The organism is Salibacterium sp. K-3, from assembly GCF_054052005.1.
In genome coordinates, this window is the sequence record NZ_JBSVZE010000001.1 from 2,068,345 (window position 1) to 2,086,780 (window position 18,436).

The 18,436-nt window shown below is 47.9% G+C and carries 19 protein-coding genes; 2 read left to right on the top strand and 17 right to left on the bottom strand.

Going from position 1 to position 18,436, the window contains the following annotated elements; all coding sequences use genetic code 11:
- Positions 1–61 precede the first annotated feature (61 nt).
- From ACW9JV_RS10270 to ACW9JV_RS10280, 3 genes are all read right to left on the bottom strand, one after another.
- Positions 62–595: an NUDIX hydrolase gene (locus tag ACW9JV_RS10270; protein ID WP_457333928.1), complete on the bottom strand. Its 534-nt coding sequence runs from the start codon at positions 593–595 to the stop codon at positions 62–64.
- Entirely contained in the window at positions 585–1,676 is a 1,092-nt protein-coding gene (locus ACW9JV_RS10275) for a DUF3866 family protein (RefSeq protein ID WP_457333930.1), read from the bottom strand. Before ACW9JV_RS10275 ends, ACW9JV_RS10270 begins: the two co-directional genes overlap by 11 nt.
- A gap of 71 nt (positions 1,677–1,747) precedes the next feature.
- Positions 1,748–2,275: a TlpA family protein disulfide reductase gene (locus tag ACW9JV_RS10280; protein WP_457333932.1), complete on the bottom strand. Its 528-nt coding sequence runs from the start codon at positions 2,273–2,275 to the stop codon at positions 1,748–1,750.
- Between the two features lie 199 nt (positions 2,276–2,474).
- On the opposite strand from ACW9JV_RS10280, the gene uppP reads away from it, so the two are divergent.
- The gene (gene uppP / locus ACW9JV_RS10285) at positions 2,475–3,308 is read left to right on the top strand and encodes an undecaprenyl-diphosphatase UppP (protein WP_457333934.1); all 834 of its coding nucleotides are present in this window, start codon (positions 2,475–2,477) and stop codon (positions 3,306–3,308) included.
- Between the two features lie 96 nt (positions 3,309–3,404).
- Here the strand turns inward: uppP and trpB are convergent, their stop codons facing one another.
- From trpB to ACW9JV_RS10350, 13 genes are all read right to left on the bottom strand, one after another.
- Complete coding sequence (gene trpB, locus ACW9JV_RS10290) at positions 3,405–4,574, bottom strand: tryptophan synthase subunit beta (RefSeq protein ID WP_457333936.1); 1,170 nt, start codon at positions 4,572–4,574, stop codon at positions 3,405–3,407.
- A gap of 32 nt (positions 4,575–4,606) precedes the next feature.
- Positions 4,607–6,232 carry a citramalate synthase gene (gene cimA, locus ACW9JV_RS10295; RefSeq protein WP_457333938.1) on the bottom strand — a complete coding sequence of 542 codons (1,626 nt, stop codon included), beginning with the start codon at positions 6,230–6,232 and terminating at the stop codon, positions 4,607–4,609.
- A 129-nt stretch (positions 6,233–6,361) separates the two neighbouring features.
- Complete coding sequence (locus ACW9JV_RS10300; protein WP_457333940.1) at positions 6,362–7,198, bottom strand: PRD domain-containing protein; 837 nt, start codon at positions 7,196–7,198, stop codon at positions 6,362–6,364.
- 51 nt (positions 7,199–7,249) lie between these two features.
- A complete protein-coding gene (locus ACW9JV_RS10305) occupies positions 7,250–7,744 on the bottom strand; it encodes a PTS sugar transporter subunit IIA (RefSeq protein WP_457333942.1) in 495 nt (164 codons plus the stop codon).
- Between the two features lie 197 nt (positions 7,745–7,941).
- Entirely contained in the window at positions 7,942–9,774 is a 1,833-nt protein-coding gene (gene asnB / locus ACW9JV_RS10310) for an asparagine synthase (glutamine-hydrolyzing) (protein WP_457333944.1), read from the bottom strand.
- 123 nt (positions 9,775–9,897) lie between these two features.
- Complete coding sequence (locus tag ACW9JV_RS10315) at positions 9,898–10,752, bottom strand: fructosamine kinase family protein (RefSeq protein ID WP_457333946.1); 855 nt, start codon at positions 10,750–10,752, stop codon at positions 9,898–9,900.
- On the bottom strand, positions 10,749–11,210 hold the full coding sequence (locus ACW9JV_RS10320) for a low molecular weight protein-tyrosine-phosphatase (protein ID WP_457333948.1): 462 nt from the start codon (positions 11,208–11,210) through the stop codon (positions 10,749–10,751). The genes ACW9JV_RS10315 and ACW9JV_RS10320 overlap by 4 nt, the downstream gene beginning before the upstream one ends.
- Positions 11,211–11,373: 163 nt before the next feature.
- Positions 11,374–11,811, bottom strand: coding sequence for a YaaR family protein (locus ACW9JV_RS10325; protein WP_457333950.1), 438 nt, complete (start codon positions 11,809–11,811; stop codon positions 11,374–11,376).
- A gap of 82 nt (positions 11,812–11,893) precedes the next feature.
- Positions 11,894–12,187 carry an EscU/YscU/HrcU family type III secretion system export apparatus switch protein gene (locus ACW9JV_RS10330; protein WP_457333952.1) on the bottom strand — a complete coding sequence of 98 codons (294 nt, stop codon included), beginning with the start codon at positions 12,185–12,187 and terminating at the stop codon, positions 11,894–11,896.
- A complete protein-coding gene (locus ACW9JV_RS10335; protein ID WP_457333954.1) occupies positions 12,184–14,556 on the bottom strand; it encodes a hypothetical protein in 2,373 nt (790 codons plus the stop codon). The genes ACW9JV_RS10330 and ACW9JV_RS10335 overlap by 4 nt, the downstream gene beginning before the upstream one ends.
- 113 nt (positions 14,557–14,669) lie before the next feature.
- Positions 14,670–15,875, bottom strand: a complete 1,206-nt coding sequence (locus ACW9JV_RS10340; RefSeq protein ID WP_457334704.1) for a DNA polymerase IV — start codon at positions 15,873–15,875, stop codon at positions 14,670–14,672.
- 40 nt (positions 15,876–15,915) lie between these two features.
- A complete protein-coding gene (locus ACW9JV_RS10345) occupies positions 15,916–16,401 on the bottom strand; it encodes a transcriptional regulator, SarA/Rot family (RefSeq protein ID WP_457333956.1) in 486 nt (161 codons plus the stop codon).
- A gap of 68 nt (positions 16,402–16,469) precedes the next feature.
- Positions 16,470–17,606, bottom strand: a complete 1,137-nt coding sequence (locus ACW9JV_RS10350; RefSeq protein WP_457333958.1) for a M20/M25/M40 family metallo-hydrolase — start codon at positions 17,604–17,606, stop codon at positions 16,470–16,472.
- Positions 17,607–17,715: 109 nt separating this feature from the next.
- Between ACW9JV_RS10350 and prli42 the strand changes: the two genes are divergently transcribed.
- Positions 17,716–17,808, top strand: a complete 93-nt coding sequence (gene prli42 / locus ACW9JV_RS10355; RefSeq protein ID WP_457333960.1) for a stressosome-associated protein Prli42 — start codon at positions 17,716–17,718, stop codon at positions 17,806–17,808.
- Between the two features lie 64 nt (positions 17,809–17,872).
- Here the strand turns inward: prli42 and ACW9JV_RS10360 are convergent, their stop codons facing one another.
- The gene (locus ACW9JV_RS10360) at positions 17,873–18,424 is read right to left on the bottom strand and encodes a L,D-transpeptidase (protein ID WP_457333962.1); all 552 of its coding nucleotides are present in this window, start codon (positions 18,422–18,424) and stop codon (positions 17,873–17,875) included.
- Positions 18,425–18,436: the final 12 nt, after the last annotated feature.

Here is an 18,436-nt window from a genome sequence, read left to right on the forward strand (position 1 = left end):
TGCCTTTTGGACATGGTACACTTTATGAGCAAAGAGACTCTTCTATTACTGATTCTATTATTCAACGCTGTTTAAGCATTACGTGCTGCACGGCATACATTGTTTTGGCATCATGAATTTTTTCCTCTTTTATCAGCTGCTCCGCTTCTTCCAACGTCACTTCCACAAGTTCTACGAACTCATCCTCATCCGTTGATGTTTCCCCTTCCATGACCCGGCCCGCTTCATAGAGATGAATGATTTCATCTGCAAAACCCGGGGAAGTGTAGAAAGAAGCTATTTTTTTCAAATCTTCTGCTTTGTATCCTGTTTCTTCTTCCATTTCCCTGGAAGCGGATGTTTCCGGTTCTTCCCCGGGTTCCAGCTTTCCGGCCGGGATTTCGAATAATTCTTTTTCCAATGCTTTCCTGTATTGACGAACCATGATAAGTTTTCCGGATGGAGAAAGTGCGATGACAGCAACTGCTCCCGGGTGATTTATAATTTCACGCTTCCCTGTGCTTCCATCCGGAAGCTTCACATCATGAACACTGACATCGATGATTTTTCCTTCATAAATCGATTCCTTATGTAACGTTTTTTCTTCATAATCCATTAATACGTTCCTCCCGTTTTTTCATAATATAGACGAGCGGTGCGAGCACCCCTTTTAGAAAATCAGGATCGCTGGTTACTTCAGTATCCATTGAAGTGAGTCTCCTTTTTTCCCTTTTATACCATGCCAGCCACGTTTGCAGCTGGCTGTCCACGTCCTCTTCCATTATGGTAACATGGGTGTTTTCCCCAAACGTGTGCAACTGCTTTTTCACATGAACACGTTTTTGTTTCTCCAACACAGGAAGAACCAGTATCGAACGGGTGTACGTAAAAAGATAGAGAGGAGTGGTCGTATGATGGCTGATACCGTAGTGACGCTTTCTGGATGTTTCAAAGGAAAGCCGGGGGACCCAGAATGGGACACCTTTCAGAGACCCGGTCATATTGGCCCATTCAGCCTGTGCGATCCCGCTGAAACCGTATGGCGTATTCGTACCGACCGTTCCGGGGCCCATAGATAAAACCAGAAGATCGACCTTTTTTTTCAACGTCAGCCACTGGACGGCATTCAACATATTGACCGCTTCTTCATTTCCACCGTAGGCCTGCCCGGCAGTGACCACATGTATGTTTGTGCATCGTTTCCACTCCGTCATATGATCGCTGAATCCCGCCGGAAGAGATGCTTCGTCCGACAGCACCACCCCGACTTTTATAACATCATCCGACATTTGAACCGCCCCCAGCAGAATCGGCAGCATGCTGTGAAGCTCAGCCAGCAGGATGGGCACATGCTCCAGAGAAAACGACTGCTGAAATATGTTATGATCCGGATGATCCGGGTCATCCACCGAAAACACACTATGTTGAAACGGTGTGTAGCGGGCTTTCATGATGTGACCAGGCCCCGGCACCACGTACTTTGTGCTGTTGGTTGAGATGACAACATCCCACCCGCCGGTGCCGAGCTGAAGTGTATCCGCTGTCGTATTCACTTTAACATAGTCCCCTGCCGCTACAGGCGGAAAGGAAGTTAAAAACAGATAGGCTTTGCCGGCCCCGCCATCTGTTTTCAGTTTGAGATAACCTTCTGCTTTTTCCAGAACCTGTATCACTCTGACCGTCATGGCTGTATGCATGATCTATCACCTCTCGTACTACTGTACGCCCCTCCTTTCTTATTCTTTCCAGAAATCATTCCACTCGTATATCACAATTCACTTTTCACAAGTTCCTCCAGGTCCTCGACACGCAGCGGACCTACTGTTTTATCCACTATCGTACGGCCGCGACCGATGATGTAGGTTGTCGGCAGCCGCTGGATATCGTATAACTCCGCTACTTCCCCGTTTTCATCAATCATCGCAGGAGAGCGGTCCATATTATAGGTATCAACAAACTCCCGCGGTTCCTCCTGATTCCGTTCAAACGAATTCATGTTCACAGTGAGAACCGTCACCCCCTCGTCTCTGTAAGATTCCTGAAATTCCATCAAGGCCGGTATCTCTTCTGTGCACGGCCCACACCAGGAAGCCCACATATTTAAGACAATGACATCGCCTTCGTAATCCGTCAATGACCCCTGTTCTTCATTATACATCGGCAGTTCAAAACGCGGAGCAGCATCCCCTATGCTTGTCCCGACCTTCTGAACAGATATGTTCGAAAATAAAACGTAGGCAAGTGCCAGAGCTGAAACTCCCAGCACAAGCATGGTGATATATTTTCGCTGCATCATGGATTCCATATCCTCCGTTTCTACAATATAGCAGTTCTTTTTATTCTATTTTACTAGCATTGCCTCCGGTTTCCCATCATAGGAATGTGACTGAGATTTGACGATCACAGGACAGGCCGATTTTATCTTCCCTGATTCACTCTGGTCTGCTAAACTAACAATGGATTAAGATAGGAAATCTCAATGAGGAGTGGAATCTATGAGTGTTCTGGAAGCATTGATTTTCGGCATCGTTCAGGGAATTTCTGAATTCCTTCCTATATCAAGCACCGCCCATATCATTATTGCTCAATTTGTCTTTGGGCACACTTTTTCCGGATTGTCGTTTGAGGTGATCCTTCATCTCGGTTCCATTATTGCCGTGGTGCTTTATTTCAGAAGAGACTGTGTCCAGTTAACGAAAACCTTCTTTCGTTACATAACAAAGCGCCGGGATAAAGACCGCGCCGAGTTTTTCTTCGCACTGTATATTATAACAGCAACGATCATTACCGGTGTGCTCGGGATCTATCTTGAAGATGCTTTCGCTGAAACAATGAAGACGCCGGGCTTTATCGCAGCAGCGCTGGCATTGACCGGTGTTTTTCTCATTTTAATCGAGCGGGTTCATGACATGGGACGACGTACCGAAACCGAAATGACGTTTCTGGACGCCGTTATTGTCGGTCTCGCTCAGACGTTGGCTGTATGTCCAGGAATCTCCCGTTCCGGAAGCACTTTGATCGCCGCTTTATACGCCGGACTGAACCGAAGAACCGCTGTCCGATATTCGTTCCTCCTGTCCGTTCCCGTGATTGCAGGCTCTTCGGTTCTAGCGTTTGAAGACCTTTCCGCGGGAGGTATTGCTTCATTAGGTGTACTCCCGTTAACAATAGCGTTTACGGCGTCCTTCATCACTTCCTGGATAGGCATCGTCTGGCTGATCAATTTTCTGAATAACGGCAGACTGCTTTATTTTGCCTTGTACTGCTTTCTGCTCGCTGTCCTTACCATTACCGTAATCGACCAGGTTCCATCAGCTTCCGTCAAATAACAGAAACAAGTGTAAAAACAGCTGCCGGCCGCCCTCTTTAAGGTGAAAGATCCCGAATGGTTGAACCATTCGGGATCTTTACATCGGGGTGTATTATTATTCTTCCAGCAGTCTTTTCGCTTCTGCTACATCCTTGTCTCCGCGTCCGGACAGGTTTACTACAATAACTTCTTCTTTGTTCATGGATGGAGCAGTTCTCATCACCCAGGCAATGGCGTGGGCACTTTCAAGAGCCGGTATAATTCCTTCTGTCCGGGCAAGTTCCTGAAAAGCCGCCAGTACTTCCTGCTTTGTTACGGTTTCATAAGAAGCCCGTCCACTCGTCTGAAGCATGCTGTGTTCGGGACCTACCCCTGGATAATCAAGTCCGGCTGCAATCGACTCTGTCGGAAGAGGATTCCCTTCATTATCCTGCAGACAGAGACTGCGGAATCCGTGAAGAACGGCAGCCTGTCCTTCCGTCATCGTTGCCGCTTCAACCGGTTCGACTCCTATAAGGCGTGTGGTTTCCTCGTCAATATAATGAGAAAAAGCCCCGATCGCATTGCTTCCTCCCCCGACACAGGCCGTCACCACGTCGGGCAGACGCCCTTCTTTCTCCAGAATCTGCTGTCTGGATTCTTCACTGATCACTGCTTGAAAGTGGTGCACCATTGCCGGATAAGGATGAGGGCCGACAGCCGATCCGAGCAGATAAAAGGTTGTTTCAAAATGCTCCACAAAATCCTGCAGCGCTTCGTCCACCGCATCCTTCAGCCGGCCGCCGCCTTTATCAACCGCGACGACCTGCGCTCCAAGCAGCTCCATACGGAATACATTCAGTTCCTGACGCCGTAAGTCTTCTCGTCCCATGTATATGACACAGTCCATATTCATCATCGCACAGGCCGTCGCTGTTGCCACTCCGTGCTGTCCAGCCCCGGTTTCGGCAATGACACGGTGTGCCCCCATTTTACGGGCGAGCAGTATCTGTCCGAGCACATTATTGATCTTATGAGCACCGGTATGGTTCAGGTCTTCCCTTTTTAAATAGATGGCAGCCCCGCCCAGTTTATCGGTCAGTCTCCCGGCATAGGTAAGCGGGTTCGGCCTGCCCACATATTCTTTCAGATAAAACGCATACTCCTCCAGAAATTCCGGGTCATTCTTGAAACGCTGAAAATAGTCATCCAGCCGGTTTAACACCTTTTCCAGCTGTTCGGGAACATAACGTCCGCCAAAATCTCCAAAATAACCGTTATCCGTCACTTGATCTGTTTTTGACATCTTCTTCAGCCTCCACCTGGTTTCCTGTCATGTTAATGATTCTGTACTCCCGCACCCGGATGCAGCGGCTGCGTCTCCATCTTCTTCAGACGGTCGGAGTGCTTCATGAAGTAATAGCGGATACTATCAACGAGAGCCTGCCAGCTCGCTTCCACGATGTTTCCGGATACCCCGATGGTGCTCCAGGTTTCCTTCCCGTCCGACGACTCAATCAATACTCTGACAGTCGATGCCGTTGCTTCCGCCTCGTCCAGAACACGTACTTTATAATCAGACAGATACATTTCGTGCACAAGCGGGTAATATTCTCCTATCGTTTTACGGAGGGCATAATCCAGAGCATTGACCGGGCCGTTTCCTTCTGAAGCCGTCATGACATTTTCACCCTGTATATCCATTTTAACGAGCGCTTCCGTACTGATCGCCCCTTCTTTCTGTTTTTCGGTTATGATCTTAAAGTGATCAAGATGGAAATAATCATGATTTTCTCCAAGACCGTTTCGGATCAACAGTTCAAACGAAGCTTCCGCCGCTTCATACTGGTACCCTTTGTGTTCCATCTGTTTCATTTTTTCAATGGTGTCTTTGACGGCAGGGTCAGTTTTGTCCAGCGGAATTCCAAGCTCTTCCGCCTTAAACAGCAGATTGCTCTGTCCCGACAGTTCGGAGACGAGAACCCTTCGTTCATTTCCGATTTTCTCCGGTTCAATATGCTCATAGGTTTCCGGATGTTTCAGCACAGCGTTTACATGCATCCCGCCTTTATGGGCAAATGCGCTTTTACCAGTGAATGGCTGACTGTTCGGAGGTGTCTGGTTGGCAAGCTCATGGACGTACACTGCTGTTTCCGTGAGTTGGGGCATTTTTTCGTCTTCGAGACACGGAATCCCCATTTTCAACTGAAGATTGGGAATGATAGAAATAAGATTCGCATTTCCACAGCGTTCCCCATATCCGTTGATGGTCCCCTGCACATGGTCCGCTCCCGCTTTCACGGCTTCCAGCGTATTGGCCACCGCAAGCTCGCTGTCATTATGGCAGTGAATTCCTGTCGAAATCGTTGTATGCTCCTGCACATCCTTTAGAATATCTGCAATCTCCGAAGGCAGGGATCCGCCGTTCGTGTCACAAAGCACCAGACAGTCCGCACCGGCTTCTTCTGCAGCGGTAATAGTCCGAAGTGCATAGTCACGGTTATGTTTATAGCCGTCAAAAAAATGTTCCGCATCAAATATGACTTCCATCCCTTTTTCTTTCAGAAAACGAACGGAATCGAAAATCATGGATACATTTTCATCAAGAGAGGTCTGCAGTGCTGTTTCGACATGAAAATCCCACGCTTTGCCGAATATAGCGGCAGCTTCCACCCCGCTTTCCAGAATACGCTGCAGGTTGGGATCGTGCCCGGTTTCCACCCCCGGCCTTCTCGTACTGCTAAAAGCTGTGATCACAGCCGACTGAAGGGTTAAATTTTTTGCTTCTTCAAAAAAATTCATATCCTTTGGATTGCTACCGGGCCAGCCGCCTTCGATGTATTTCACCCCAAGCTGATCCAATTTCGCCGCAATTTTCAGTTTATCGTCGACCGACAGACTGATTCCTTCCCCCTGCGTGCCGTCGCGCAGTGTTGTATCATACAGTTTCACATGAGAAACCACATTGCATCCCTCGCTTTACGTGCTGTTTTCACTTAGGTACAAAAGTGAAATGATAGCCTTCAGTATAGCACATGAAAGCCTTTTTGACTATCGCCGGACGCCGGCTGCCGATTATCCGGGCACGGGCTGCTACATACTTTTTCTGCTCAGCAGACGTTGAATATGCATCGCTATGTAAACACTTTCATCTTCCGGGATTGTCAGTCCTTTTTCCTCTTTTAAGACTGTAACCGCATTCCGGGCAGCCTCATAAGAAGCCGGATACTTGTTTTTCATCATGTTCACCATATCCGAAGGCGCTTTCGTGAGTTCTTCTGCCTGTTCCGCTGTTTTAACCGCTACATGCAGGTGGCTGATCAATCCTTCGTAAGCCACGGTCCGGCGTGGAAACATTGTGTTTAACGAGGTTTCCATCACTGAAGTCATTCTATTAATAATTTCTGTATGTTCCCGCACCCCCGAGGGCGAGGCTTTTTTCCGGCCCGCCGCATACAGGTGCAGCGCTAAAAAACCCATTTCATCATATGAAATCCAGTATCCGGTATCTGCAGCCAGTTTCCCGGCTGCCAGTTCGGCGGTCCGGAATGCTTCCGGATACAATGTCTGGATTTCCTCCAGAAGGTAATTAACAATATGGGAGCCTTCAGCGAGACGCTTCAGCAGATGAATGAAGTGATCAAACAAGAGGGCGTACGAATGACTGTCAAACGGAATATCCAACTGCTTTTCCATCCAGTGTATCAGGTTCTGAATGATACCGGTTTCCCATTCGCCCGCTTTTTCAAGAAGGTCGGTAAATGCCGGATCGTTCTCCCGGGAAAGGACAAAAAGTTTTTCGACTTTTCCGGGATCAACCGCATCATTCTTTTTTTTCTGAAAGGCGATACCGGACCCAACTGCGACTTTTTCCTCCTGATTATCCATAACGACTGCTGCGTTATGGTTTAAGACTTTCTGCACGATCATCTTGAACTCTCCATTTTCGTCATACCAGCTCCCGCCGGAATCAACGTCGTTTTATTTATACGTGACATGTATTACTGCTGTCTCGCCCGCAGTCACATTCGTTACTTCCATACGCTCCATTGCAGAGATCTGAGACTGTTCGGTCAGCACGAGCGGGGTAACCGCACTCTTTGCCTGCTCTCTCACACGGTCAATAGAAAAATCAATAAGTGGTTCGCCCGATTTCACCTTGTCTCCTTCTTTGACATACACGTCAAAACCTTCCCCCTGCATCGCGACGGTTTCCAGACCAATATGTATAAGGATGTCCAGCCCTTCCTCGGATTTAATACCAATGGCGTGCATGGTCGGAAATACCTGTACAATCCTTCCTTTTACCGGAGATACGAGTCTTCCCTCTTCCGGCTCCACTGCAAAACCGTCTCCCATCATTTTTTCAGAAAATGTGGGGTCCGGCACGTCTTTCAGATCAATGTAAGTGCCGGTAACCGGGGCTGTTATGGCAACTGTCTTGGAATCGTTACGTCTTAATAAATTCTTTAACACGGGTTCTCACCTCTTTCCACAGAGTAACCCCCTTCTTTTTCCTTCCACGTATTTATCTTATATCAGAACAGACAGAAAGGGCAATACATAACGGTTCATTTATACACGTTACCTTAACGTACGTCCAATATTCTGCTTTAAAAAAAGAGGCGGCCCGAAGGCCCCTCTTGTTTCTGCTCTTATTTCGTTTACCGGTGTTACCTGATTTTTATATCATAGGTTTTCAGCCACGTGTTAACCTGCCAGAAATACGCAAGAAGCTGCGGTCCCCGCATGAGCTGCCCGAACCAGGGACGGGTAAAGGATGATCCGCTTCCGGATACCAGTTGTTGAAGCTGGGCCGGATCGATCAATTCATGAAGGGGCGCATTTTTGTCGTCCAGCACTTCTTTTAGCCTGGATGTCATCATTTCGGTGTAACGGGGATGATGGGTTTTTGGATATGGATTTTTTTTGCGGTATAATACATCGTCGGGAAGAACGTCTTTTAATGCACTGCGCAGCATACCTTTTTCCCTCCCTTCAAGCCTCTTCCAGTCTGACGGTATATTCCAGACATACTGTACGAGATCATGATCGGCAAAAGGGACTCTTACTTCAAGCCCCGCCCGCATGCTCATACGATCTTTTCTTTCCAGAAGAGTCTGCATGAACCACTGCATATTCAGCCAGGCCATTTCCTTATGCGCTTTTTCCTTATCGTTTTCTTCTCCGGAAAGCGGCGTTTCACGCACGGTTTCCTGGTAACGCCGGTAAGCATGCTCTTTAAGCTCCAGCTTTTTTCTCCAGTCCGGGTGCAGCAGGGACTGCCGTTCAGAAAAAGAATCCATCCACGGGAATCCATCCCGGTTCAACAGTTCTTTTTTGTAAAACCAGGGATAACCACCGAATATTTCGTCTGCGCATTCTCCGGATAAAGCCGCAGTGGCATGTTTTTTTATTCTTTCACAAAACCATAACAGCGAAGAATCAATGTCGGCCATTCCCGGCAGATCTCTGGCATACACAGATTCTTCCAATTTCTGTGCCAGTGTATCGACCGCCAGTATTTCATAATGATGCGTCGTACCGAACGCTTCCTTCATTTGGTTAATGTAATAGTTATCACTGTCCGGCTGAAACGCATCTGCTTTAAAATACTTTTCATTATCTTCATAATCAATCGAAAAGGTCCGGAGCGCTTCTTTATGATGGGATGCGGCGAATGCGGTTAAAGCACTCGAATCAAGCCCCCCGGATAAAAAGGTGCTGATTGGTTTATCGGCAACGAGCTGACGGCGGGAAGCATGCTGCAGATAGTGCCTCACAGCCGCTGCTGTATCCTCCATCGAGTCAGGATGAGGGTGGCTCCGTACATTCCAGTAACGGGCAATTTTTTTTCCGCGGCGTGAAACAGCCATCGTATGCGCTGGTTTCACTTCATGAATGTCCTTATAAATACCACAGCCCGGCGTGCGTGAAGGTCCCAGGCTGAACAACTCTAAAAGTCCGGGTTCATCAACGACTGCCTCTACTTCCGGATGAGCAAGCAGTGCTTTTATTTCCGATCCGAAAAGAAATCCATTTTTCGTCTCCGTATAAAACAATGGTTTTACACCAAGCCGGTCTCTTGCCAGAAACAGCGTTCCGTCCGCTTCATCCCATACAGCAAAAGCAAAAATTCCGTTCAGCCGCTCTACACATGAAGATCCCCACTCCGCGTATGAATGCAGGACAACAGCTGTGTCCGAGTGGGAATGAAACGAATGGCCTCGTGCTTTCAGTTCCCGGCGTACGTCCTCCGTGTTGTATAGTTCTCCATTGTATACGATGACGAATCGGGTGCCGTTTATGTCTTCAGCCATCGGCTGCCTGCCGCCTTCCGGATCTATCACAATCAAGCGGGTGTGTCCGAAGCCGATGTGTTCGGATAAATACGTCTGTTCATCATCCGGCCCCCGGAATCGCAGCGTTTTCGTCATTTGTTCCAGTACCCGTTCATGCTTTCTCATATCAGTATCAAAGCGGAGCCAGCCGGTGATTCCACACATGTATATAACCCCTTTCTTCCCATGTCGGATCCCTTGCATCGTATGCTGAAGAAAGAAATACGTGTACAAAACATAAAATTGTAAATAAAAAAAGCGGGAGCACCCGCTTTTTTATTCAATTCATCATGATCGTGTGTATTTATGCAGCACCCGGTCTACGGCTCCTCCGTAGCTTTCCCCGAAAATATTAAGGTGAACGAGGAGGTAATACAGCTGATAGATTGGTTTTCGTTCTTCAAACAAAGGATCAAGCGGATGCCGTTCCTCATAAGCCCGGTAGACAGTATCGGAGAACCCTCCGAAAAGCTGGGCAAAAGCCAGTTCAAATTCAGCATCCCCATACCATACTGCCGGGTCAATAAAATAAGGACAGCCATGTTCACCGGGCAGCCAGTTTCCGCTCCATAAATCCCCATGCAGTTTCACCGGCCGCGTATGATCCGGAATCCACTCATTCAGATGATCCAAAAGACGATACGCCTTCTTTGACCGTCCTGCTGGCAGACGTCCGAGCGAGCGGGCAAGCTCAATCTGAGGAAGAAGGCGTTTATCTCTCAGGAAGGGCAGCCATGATTCTTCCCAGCCGTTCGTCTGGGGCAGTTCGCCGATAAAGTTGTCCTCCTCGAGTCCAAAAACGGAACCTTCCACTGCGTGCAGCGAAGCAATACCCCGCCCCAGGGCTTCTTCCGTTCCCGAAGAGGGATTCCCCTGTACAGCATCCATTACAATAAAATGTTTATCCCACGTATGAACTTCCGGTACAGGAAGTGCTCCGGCTTCCTGTAGAAACTGAAGACCCCGCGCTTCCTGGCGGAAAAAATCAACCGGTGCATCTTCATGCCATTTCATAAAGTAATCGGCATTTTCTGTCCGGACTAGATAGGCATTACTGATACTACCGCCGGAAAGCTGCCGGACGTTTTTTATTTTCATCTTCACCCCTGCGGCATCGAGGGCTTTCTGCATCGAATCCATCATAGATCTTCACGCTTTCGAATCCATTCCAGCAACCCGCCGGAACTGGTATGTATTAAGTCAAACACTTCATCAAATCTGCCGGTCAGATAAGGATCCGGTACATCTCCGCCGGGAATCTCCGGATGAAAATCCAGTATTTTTCCGGTATAGGCGTCCGTCTCTCTGGAAAGAGCTTCCATATTCTCATCGTCCATAGCTATCACATAGTCGAACGAAGCGGGATCTTCTTTCGTCAGTTGTCTCGCTTTCATGTTCTCCGTTGAAAGCCCTTGCCGGCGCAGCACCTGCCTTGTTCCTTCGTGCGGGGGTTTTCCTATATGCCAGTGGCCTAGGCCGGCAGAATCAACCTGTATTGCATGTTCCAGCCCTGCCTTTTTCACTTTTTCACGAAATACAGCCTCAGCCATGGGAGACCGGCATATATTGCCAAGACATAAAAATAATACGTTTACACTCATCTTCTAGGGCACCTCGTTTTTGACTATTATAACGCATCCAGGCGGCCATGCAACCTCAAACCGGTTCCGTCTTTCCATAAAAGCCCATTAAAAAAGCGTATCCGGTTCCCGGCAGAGGGAAACATCGAAAACGCCGTTCATCCTTTTTCTTTCCACCGGACTCCTACACATACATGTTCACGAGCAGTCCTTTTATCTCTCCGACTTTGTCCAGTATATCAATACTCGATTTTTGTTGATCCATCACCGCATCCGTTAAATCTATCAGCTTCTGGTCGACTTCCTCCACAATTTTATAGACTTTGGTCCGCCCGCGCCGGTTGAATCCGTGTTTTTCTTCCAGGTGAATCCCTTGTTCCACAGATTCCATAAAATCCTTGACCAGCTTTTTATATTTTTTTAGCTCTTCCACCGTTCGGGACTCAGCCAATGCTTTTCCCTGATCATCGATGTCCTGGATCATTTTCGTGAAACGCTCATAAGCCTTTTCACTGCGTCGTTGATTCATCACTTCTGAAAACTGGACTCCAGGCTGAGGAGCCTCTTTCGTCTTTTTGGAAGGGGGAGCCGTCCCTGTCTGCATAATTTTTTGGATATCCATGTGTTTCACGACCTTCTATGACGTTTTTCCATTATTTTATCATACGTTCAACATCTGTTGACAGGAGATGGCAAAATGGTTCTTAATATTTTTTCTCCATTTCTTCAATTAACAGCAGAATTTCCGCGATAACAGAATACAACTGCGGCGGCACGTTTTCGCCAAGGTCCATGTCCAGCAGACTTTCCAGAAGCCCGGGATCTTCCTGCAGATAAATATCATTTTCTTCTGCGAGAGAAAGAATATGCCGTGCCGCATCCCCTGAACCGCGGGCCGTGACGCGTGGTGTCTCACCTTCCTCATATTTAATTACCGCAGCAGTAGGACCATTCTGCTGCTTTTGCTGTTTGTGATTGAAATAACCGCTGTACATCATATCTTATAATCGAACCCTTTCATCGTATCAAAAGGAAGTATTGAACCGGTCTGTTCCTCTATATCTTCCTCTGCTGCCGGTGGATCCTGATTATCACCGGATGGCGACATCGGCTGATACTGAATGTCTTGTATGTTATACCCGAGTTCCTTCATGGATTCTGTCGTCTGTTCCACAAGCGGTTTCATAGTTTCCTCAAAATGAGGGTCATCGTTTTTCAATGTGATGGAAAGCTGCCTGTCAGAGGCATTCATCATGATTCCTGTTTCCCCTAGAGATGGTGTCTCAATAAGAAAATAAAGATTACAGTTCTCCCAGTCCATCTCTCCTTCTTCCTGGCGGGACTGTATATACACCTGAAGGTCCTCCATGTTTTCCTTCACAGGCACCGGCAGATTAAACAGCAGCTGCTGCATGTTGTTTCCGTGATCGGTTTTACTCATCAGCTGCTGACCCGTCAGATTGGATAGGTTTTGGCTGGATTTCTGCTGCAGGGCGGTACCTTCATTTTCATGTTTTAAAAGCTGTAGCATGGCTTCTTTCACATTCAGTTGTCCGGCCCCTGTGTGATTCTGCTGCTGCCCGCCGGATGTCGTCAACATCCGGCCGATCTCACTTTCACGGTTTAAGCCAAGCGAGCGGATGAGTTCGAAAACCTGACGCGGTGAAGGTTCCTGTGCGGCTGCACGTGCCTGTTCCGCCGTCTGCTGCAGGGCTGTCTGTACGCTTCGGTTACGGGCAGCTGTTTCTTCCCGGGTAATCATCTGCTTAACCTTCTGCTCCGAAGCTTTCAGTTCCATCGATTCAACGGACTGCCTGACTTCGTCTACAACCTTCCATGCTGCCTGAGTCTTTCCGCTGGACAGCAGCTGCTTTGCTTCAGCCAGCCGGCTGCTCGCCTGCATCATGGCCCGTTCTGTTTTCATGTCTGTAAATAGCGTAAAATCACTCCGCAGAATGGAACGATCCAGTTTATGAATCGCCGCTTCCAGCACCTGTTTTGCCTGGGGTGCATTCTGCCGGTTCTGTTCCAGTATTTTCCCGGTTTGTTCAAGCTGTTTCACTGTATTCTGCTGTATCTGTTGAAATTCCTCTGTTATCTTTATCATTCTGTTTGTAATGGTTGTTTCGAGCATTGGTTTCGTTTCAAATGGGACAGATGACTGTTTTGCACCCGCATCACCAGCAGCACCCTGCTGAGGAGTCGTTTTCCGAGCTCTATTCTCTTCCGGAACCGTTTCCTGCATATTCTGAAGATAAGATGGCGGACCTGCTGATGTATTCTTCACTGCTGAACTTTCCACCAGCTGATTCATACTCTGCATGACCCGGTTTTTTGCTGATTCCTCAAGCTGCACCATCTGTCCGGTAAGTTTCGTGGCACGCTCTGCTTCCTCTCCTGATATTCCGGTCTGCTGCAGCAGCTGCTGAAGAGCTTGATTATCAGCGCCTGACGGCATCACAGCAACCCGTTGTAACTGTTGAAACAGCTGTTCCGGATGAACAGATTGATCCCTTTTCCCTGTCAGCGCCTGCTGCAGAGCCTGTAACAGTCGATCTTTTCCGGTTCCCGACAGGAATTCCGCTTCTTTCACAGCTTTTTCCAAGGACGATGCAGCTTCGCGTGAAAGATCCGGGTGATGAAGCAGGCGGTTTTTCACTGCCTGCACAGCTTCTTTTAAGGAGCCCCCCTGCTGCAGCTTTTGCTGTATCTCTGCCGCGGTTTCACGTATGCCCGCTTTTTCCGAACCAGATGCTGCCTGCAGCGCCCGCTGGACTATTTTTGCTGTTTCCCGGTCGGTACCATCTTCTGGAGACGATGATGTCCATTCGTTTACCATAGCTGCCGTCTGTCTGTTGTGCAATCCTTCATGAACCCGCTGTAAGTTGTCGTTTGTCATTTCAATGTTTTTTCCGGCAGCCGCTTTTATCGTGTTTAATTTTTGTTCGCGGGTTCCCGGCGCCTGATCCATAAACCGTTCCACGGATGCTGCGGTATCTTTTGTCAAAGCCGATCCGGACTGCAGCATAATGGAAGCAGCTTTTGTCATGCCTTCGGAAGGCTGCCGGATTCCTACTTTCTTTAAAATACCCGAGGTCTGGATGGAGGCGGTACTTCCACCTCTTTCCTCCTGTAAAGCACGTACCTGAAGCGCTCCCTCTTTATTGCTTGTTACCTGAAAAGCGATTTGATTTTTCCCCGGCATCCCGCCTTCAAAAGATGCGTTCACTTTCGTCCCCTGAAAGTCCAGAAGCGCACGGCCCCCATTATTACGTTCGAGAACGCGCCCGCGGTAGACTCCCCCTTCCTTCATACTGTCCGGGGACGTCCTTCCTTGACCGGCCGCTGGATATGTATTTACGTGCATCCTTTCACCCCGTTTACTTTCTCTTCTTCTAATATCGGAGGACACCAATAGTTTTTTTATCATACCTTGGCACTAAAAATCCCGAAAAAGCTTGTCATTTCGCTTCTCCGGGACTATTTGTTTTCACCTTTTCCTATCTGTGCGCGTCCTGTTGTAACAATATCCTGACCGAATTTTTTCTCAAGGCGGGACATCGTGTTCTGAAGCTGCTGGTCCTGTAAATCCCGCTGGTAATTGAACAAATCCAGCTGTTTATAGGCCTGATCGGCCGGGATAACATGTAAACCGGTGATACCAAGCAATCTGACCGCATTTGTATCCCAGTACTTTTCCAAAAGAGCGGAAGCTTCCCTGTATATGTCATCTTTTTTCCATAACGGATTTTCCAGCTGTCTGCTTCTTGTGATCGTATGCCTGTCTTTATAGCGGATAGTCAGCTGCAGATTGCTGGAACAGACATTTTTTCGTTTCATGCGTTCTTCGACTTTTTCCGATAATTCGCTCAATATATCGAGCAGTTCCTGTTTTTGTGTGACGTCATAGGAGGTCGTCGTGGATGTTCCGACACTTTTCACTTCATTGGCAGCTTCAGGATCAACTCCGCGCGGATCAATACCATTGGCTCGTTCATGAAGCTTTCCGCCATTTACACCAAATCGTTCTTTCAGAGAGTCTTTGGGAAAACGTGCGAGTTCTTCGATCGTAGTAATCTGCATCCGTCTCATTTTTTCAGCAGTTTTGCTCCCTACCCCGTGCATTTTTTCAATCGGGAGCGGCCACAGTTTTCCCGGCAGATCCCTTTTTCTCAATACAGTAATACCGAGCGGTTTTTTCATGTCACTCGCCATTTTAGCGAGAAATCGGTTTGGGGCTATGCCGATGCTTGCAGGCAGTCCCAGCTCCCGTTCCAGACGGTTTTGGATTTCGGATGCAAGTCCCATGACATCTCTTTTTTTATATACACTTGTCACATCCATATACCCTTCATCAATCGAAACCGGCTCCACCACATCTGTGTACTCTTCCAGAAGCTCAAACATTTGTGCCGACGCTTTTCTGTACTTATCAAAATCCGGTTTTCTAAGCAGAAGTCCCGGACATTTTTTTAAAGCTTCCCACACAGGCATGGTCGTTTTAACTCCGTATTCCCTTGCTTCATAACTGGCGGTCACAACGATGCCCCTCCGTTCCCTCGGGTTGCCCGCAATAGCCAGCGGTTTTCCCCGCAGAGAGGGATTATGATTTCGCTCTACACTGGCATAGAAGCTGTTCATATCCACATGAAATATGATCCTGCCGTTCCAGTTTCCTTTTTCCATATCCAGCCCCTCTTCCGCCGGACGGCGGCAGCGTTTCACGTTATGTGGTTGTCTTTCCCACCCAATCAACGAATTCCCTGCCGTGGAAATACAGGTTCGCTTCTTTTAAAAAGGAATGAAAATCTTCCAGCTTCGCTCTGTTTTCCGAACCCTGACCCTCATACTCCTGAAGAAAGTCAAACAGACGATGGTGTTTGTACGAAGATGTTTTTCGGAGCTCTTCCCCTTCTTCTGTCAACGAGACATAGGACACACGCAGATCCGATTCATTTTTTTCTATTTTAATGAGTTTTTTTTCTCTTAACCGTTTTATAATCTGCATTACTGTCGATAGATCCCACAAGCCGATCGCAGCTACCTCGGACATGGCGGCCCGGCCTTCCATATAAATAATCCACAAAATATGCTGCTCGGCCTGAGTGATACCCAGGTCATTAGCATTCTTCTGCCAGTCTTCCTCCATTACTTTCAAAATACCACGGAATAGATTTAAGTAGCTGTGATAGTTCCACTGCATTCGATCCATTTTGGTCTCTCCTCTAACAACATGCTACTTGTATTATACCAGTATTCCTTTACCATAAAAAGGAACAACTATTGCCTGTTTGATACAGCAGCCTGTCCTATAATGGTTTTTACCAGTTCAGCAAGGGCATTTAATTCAGAGACCTGGATTTTTTCATGGGTGGTGTGTATCTGTTCATACCCGACGGCAAGATTGACTGTGGGAATGCCGTACCCACTGATGATATTGGCATCACTTCCTCCTCCGCTCTGAAGAAATTCAGGTTTCAGACGGATGGTGTCAGCTGCTTTTGATGCGAGAGCAACAACAGGGTCTTCCTTTTGTAATGTATAACCGCTGTACATCTTCGTTATGTCTACTTCCGCCGTTGTTCCCATGTTTTCTGCCGTTTCTTCCACCGCTTGCTTCATGTTTTCCACCTGGGTATTCAGCTTTTCTTCAGAGAGTGAACGGGCTTCTGCGACAATGGATACTTCATCACAAACGACATTCGTCTGGCCCCCGCCCTGAAACCGGCCGATATTAGCCGTCGTTTCTTCATCAATCCTGCCGAGCGGCATTCTGCTGACAGCCCGGGCCGCCGCCGTAATGGCCGAAATTCCCTTTTCCGGCGCGAGCCCAGCGTGCGCCGTTCTTCCGTAAACTTTCATATGAAGCTTACTCTGATAGGGAGCGCTCGTCACGATATGTCCGACACTTCCGTCACTATCCAGCGCATAACCGTACGCAGCTTTCAATAGAGAAGTGTCAAGGGCCCTGGCCCCCGCTAATCCGGATTCTTCTCCAACAGTGAGAACAAACTGCACCGTTCCATGAGGGATTTTTTCTTCTTTTATGGATCGGATGGATTCCAGCATGGCAGCAATACCCGCTTTATCATCCGCCCCAAGGATAGTGGTGCCGTCACTGGTAATCCAGCCGTTTTCCTGTTTAGGCTGAATGTTTACACCGGGAGTAACAGTGTCCATATGGCTTGTGAAATAGATCGTATCCACGCTTTCGCACTCTTCGTGTGACGGCCATGTACATATCAGGTTCCCCGCTCCATGACCTGTTATCTCTGCGGCATCATCTTCTTCAACTGTACATCCCAATGTTTCGAATGCATCTTTTAAATGCCTGGCAATTTTCTGTTCGCTGCCGGTCTCCGAATCAATCTGAACCAGCTCCATCAATTCATTTACGAGTCTGTCTTCATTTATCATTACGTTCATCTCCTGTAGCGGTGATTTATTCCAATGGATTAAAGCTTGAGGTTTACGTGGCGGACAAGTACAATACGAGAAAAGAGCTTAAATATGGAGGGATAGATCATTGCCTAAGAAATTTCAAAAGATCATCATCTACATTATGATCATAACATTAGTAGTCGGCACCGTGCTCACCGGCGCAGCCACCTTTTTTTAATAGAGGCTGACAATGGGCAGAGGCCCGTCAAACGGACCTCTGCCTTCTGTATCCCCTTTACTTTTCACTGTCTGTTTAAGTCTTCCTGTAGATAAAAAGGCTTCCGGTCGTGAAGAATGCCCCGCTTTTCTGCGATGGTCTCCATCGACTCCGGACTGCTTTCTATCCAGACTTTCACGCCGTTCTCCACCTTTTCAAACAATTCATTAACATCTTCATTCTTCATGCGTACACATCCGTTCGATACATACTTCCCTATCGATGCCGGCCGGTTCGTTCCATGAATGCCGTATACCCGTCCATTCGTACGTTCCGCATCAAACCCGATCCACCTGCTTCCAAGCGGATTCTCAGGATCTCCTCCTTTTATATCAAGTCTGCGGTAATAAGGACGTACGGCTTTGACAATGATCGTAAATTCTCCTTCCGGCGTCAGCTCTTCTTTTTTTCCGGTAGCCACCGGATACTGCTTCTGGATGGTACCTTCATGAACAAAGGCCAGTTTATTCGCTGCCTTATTAATAATAATATAAGGATCCCCGGCGTCCGGCACCGGGTTCAGCGGCCATAAAACGGAAAAAACAGCCAGCATAAGAAAGAAGCGTCCTCCTGTCATCTCAGCCACACC

What these genes read in the sequence shown, in the direction of transcription:
- ACW9JV_RS10270 (WP_457333928.1), bottom strand. Translation starts at nt 595, where the DNA reads ATGGATTATGAAGAAAAAACGTTACATAAGGAATCGATTTATGAAGGA.
- ACW9JV_RS10275 (WP_457333930.1), bottom strand. Translation starts at nt 1,676, where the DNA reads ATGCATACAGCCATGACGGTCAGAGTGATACAGGTTCTGGAAAAAGCA.
- ACW9JV_RS10280 (WP_457333932.1), bottom strand. Translation starts at nt 2,275, where the DNA reads ATGATGCAGCGAAAATATATCACCATGCTTGTGCTGGGAGTTTCAGCT.
- uppP (WP_457333934.1), top strand. Translation starts at nt 2,475, where the DNA reads ATGAGTGTTCTGGAAGCATTGATTTTCGGCATCGTTCAGGGAATTTCT.
- trpB (WP_457333936.1), bottom strand. Translation starts at nt 4,574, where the DNA reads ATGTCAAAAACAGATCAAGTGACGGATAACGGTTATTTTGGAGATTTT.
- ACW9JV_RS10300 (WP_457333940.1), bottom strand. Translation starts at nt 7,198, where the DNA reads ATGATCGTGCAGAAAGTCTTAAACCATAACGCAGCAGTCGTTATGGAT.
- asnB (WP_457333944.1), bottom strand. Translation starts at nt 9,774, where the DNA reads ATGTGTGGAATCACCGGCTGGCTCCGCTTTGATACTGATATGAGAAAG.
- ACW9JV_RS10315 (WP_457333946.1), bottom strand. Translation starts at nt 10,752, where the DNA reads ATGATGGATTCGATGCAGAAAGCCCTCGATGCCGCAGGGGTGAAGATG.
- ACW9JV_RS10320 (WP_457333948.1), bottom strand. Translation starts at nt 11,210, where the DNA reads ATGAGTGTAAACGTATTATTTTTATGTCTTGGCAATATATGCCGGTCT.
- ACW9JV_RS10325 (WP_457333950.1), bottom strand. Translation starts at nt 11,811, where the DNA reads ATGGATATCCAAAAAATTATGCAGACAGGGACGGCTCCCCCTTCCAAA.
- ACW9JV_RS10330 (WP_457333952.1), bottom strand. Translation starts at nt 12,187, where the DNA reads ATGATGTACAGCGGTTATTTCAATCACAAACAGCAAAAGCAGCAGAAT.
- ACW9JV_RS10335 (WP_457333954.1), bottom strand. Translation starts at nt 14,556, where the DNA reads ATGCACGTAAATACATATCCAGCGGCCGGTCAAGGAAGGACGTCCCCG.
- ACW9JV_RS10340 (WP_457334704.1), bottom strand. Translation starts at nt 15,875, where the DNA reads ATGGAAAAAGGAAACTGGAACGGCAGGATCATATTTCATGTGGATATG.
- ACW9JV_RS10345 (WP_457333956.1), bottom strand. Translation starts at nt 16,401, where the DNA reads ATGGATCGAATGCAGTGGAACTATCACAGCTACTTAAATCTATTCCGT.
- ACW9JV_RS10350 (WP_457333958.1), bottom strand. Translation starts at nt 17,606, where the DNA reads ATGATAAATGAAGACAGACTCGTAAATGAATTGATGGAGCTGGTTCAG.
- ACW9JV_RS10360 (WP_457333962.1), bottom strand. Translation starts at nt 18,424, where the DNA reads ATGACAGGAGGACGCTTCTTTCTTATGCTGGCTGTTTTTTCCGTTTTA.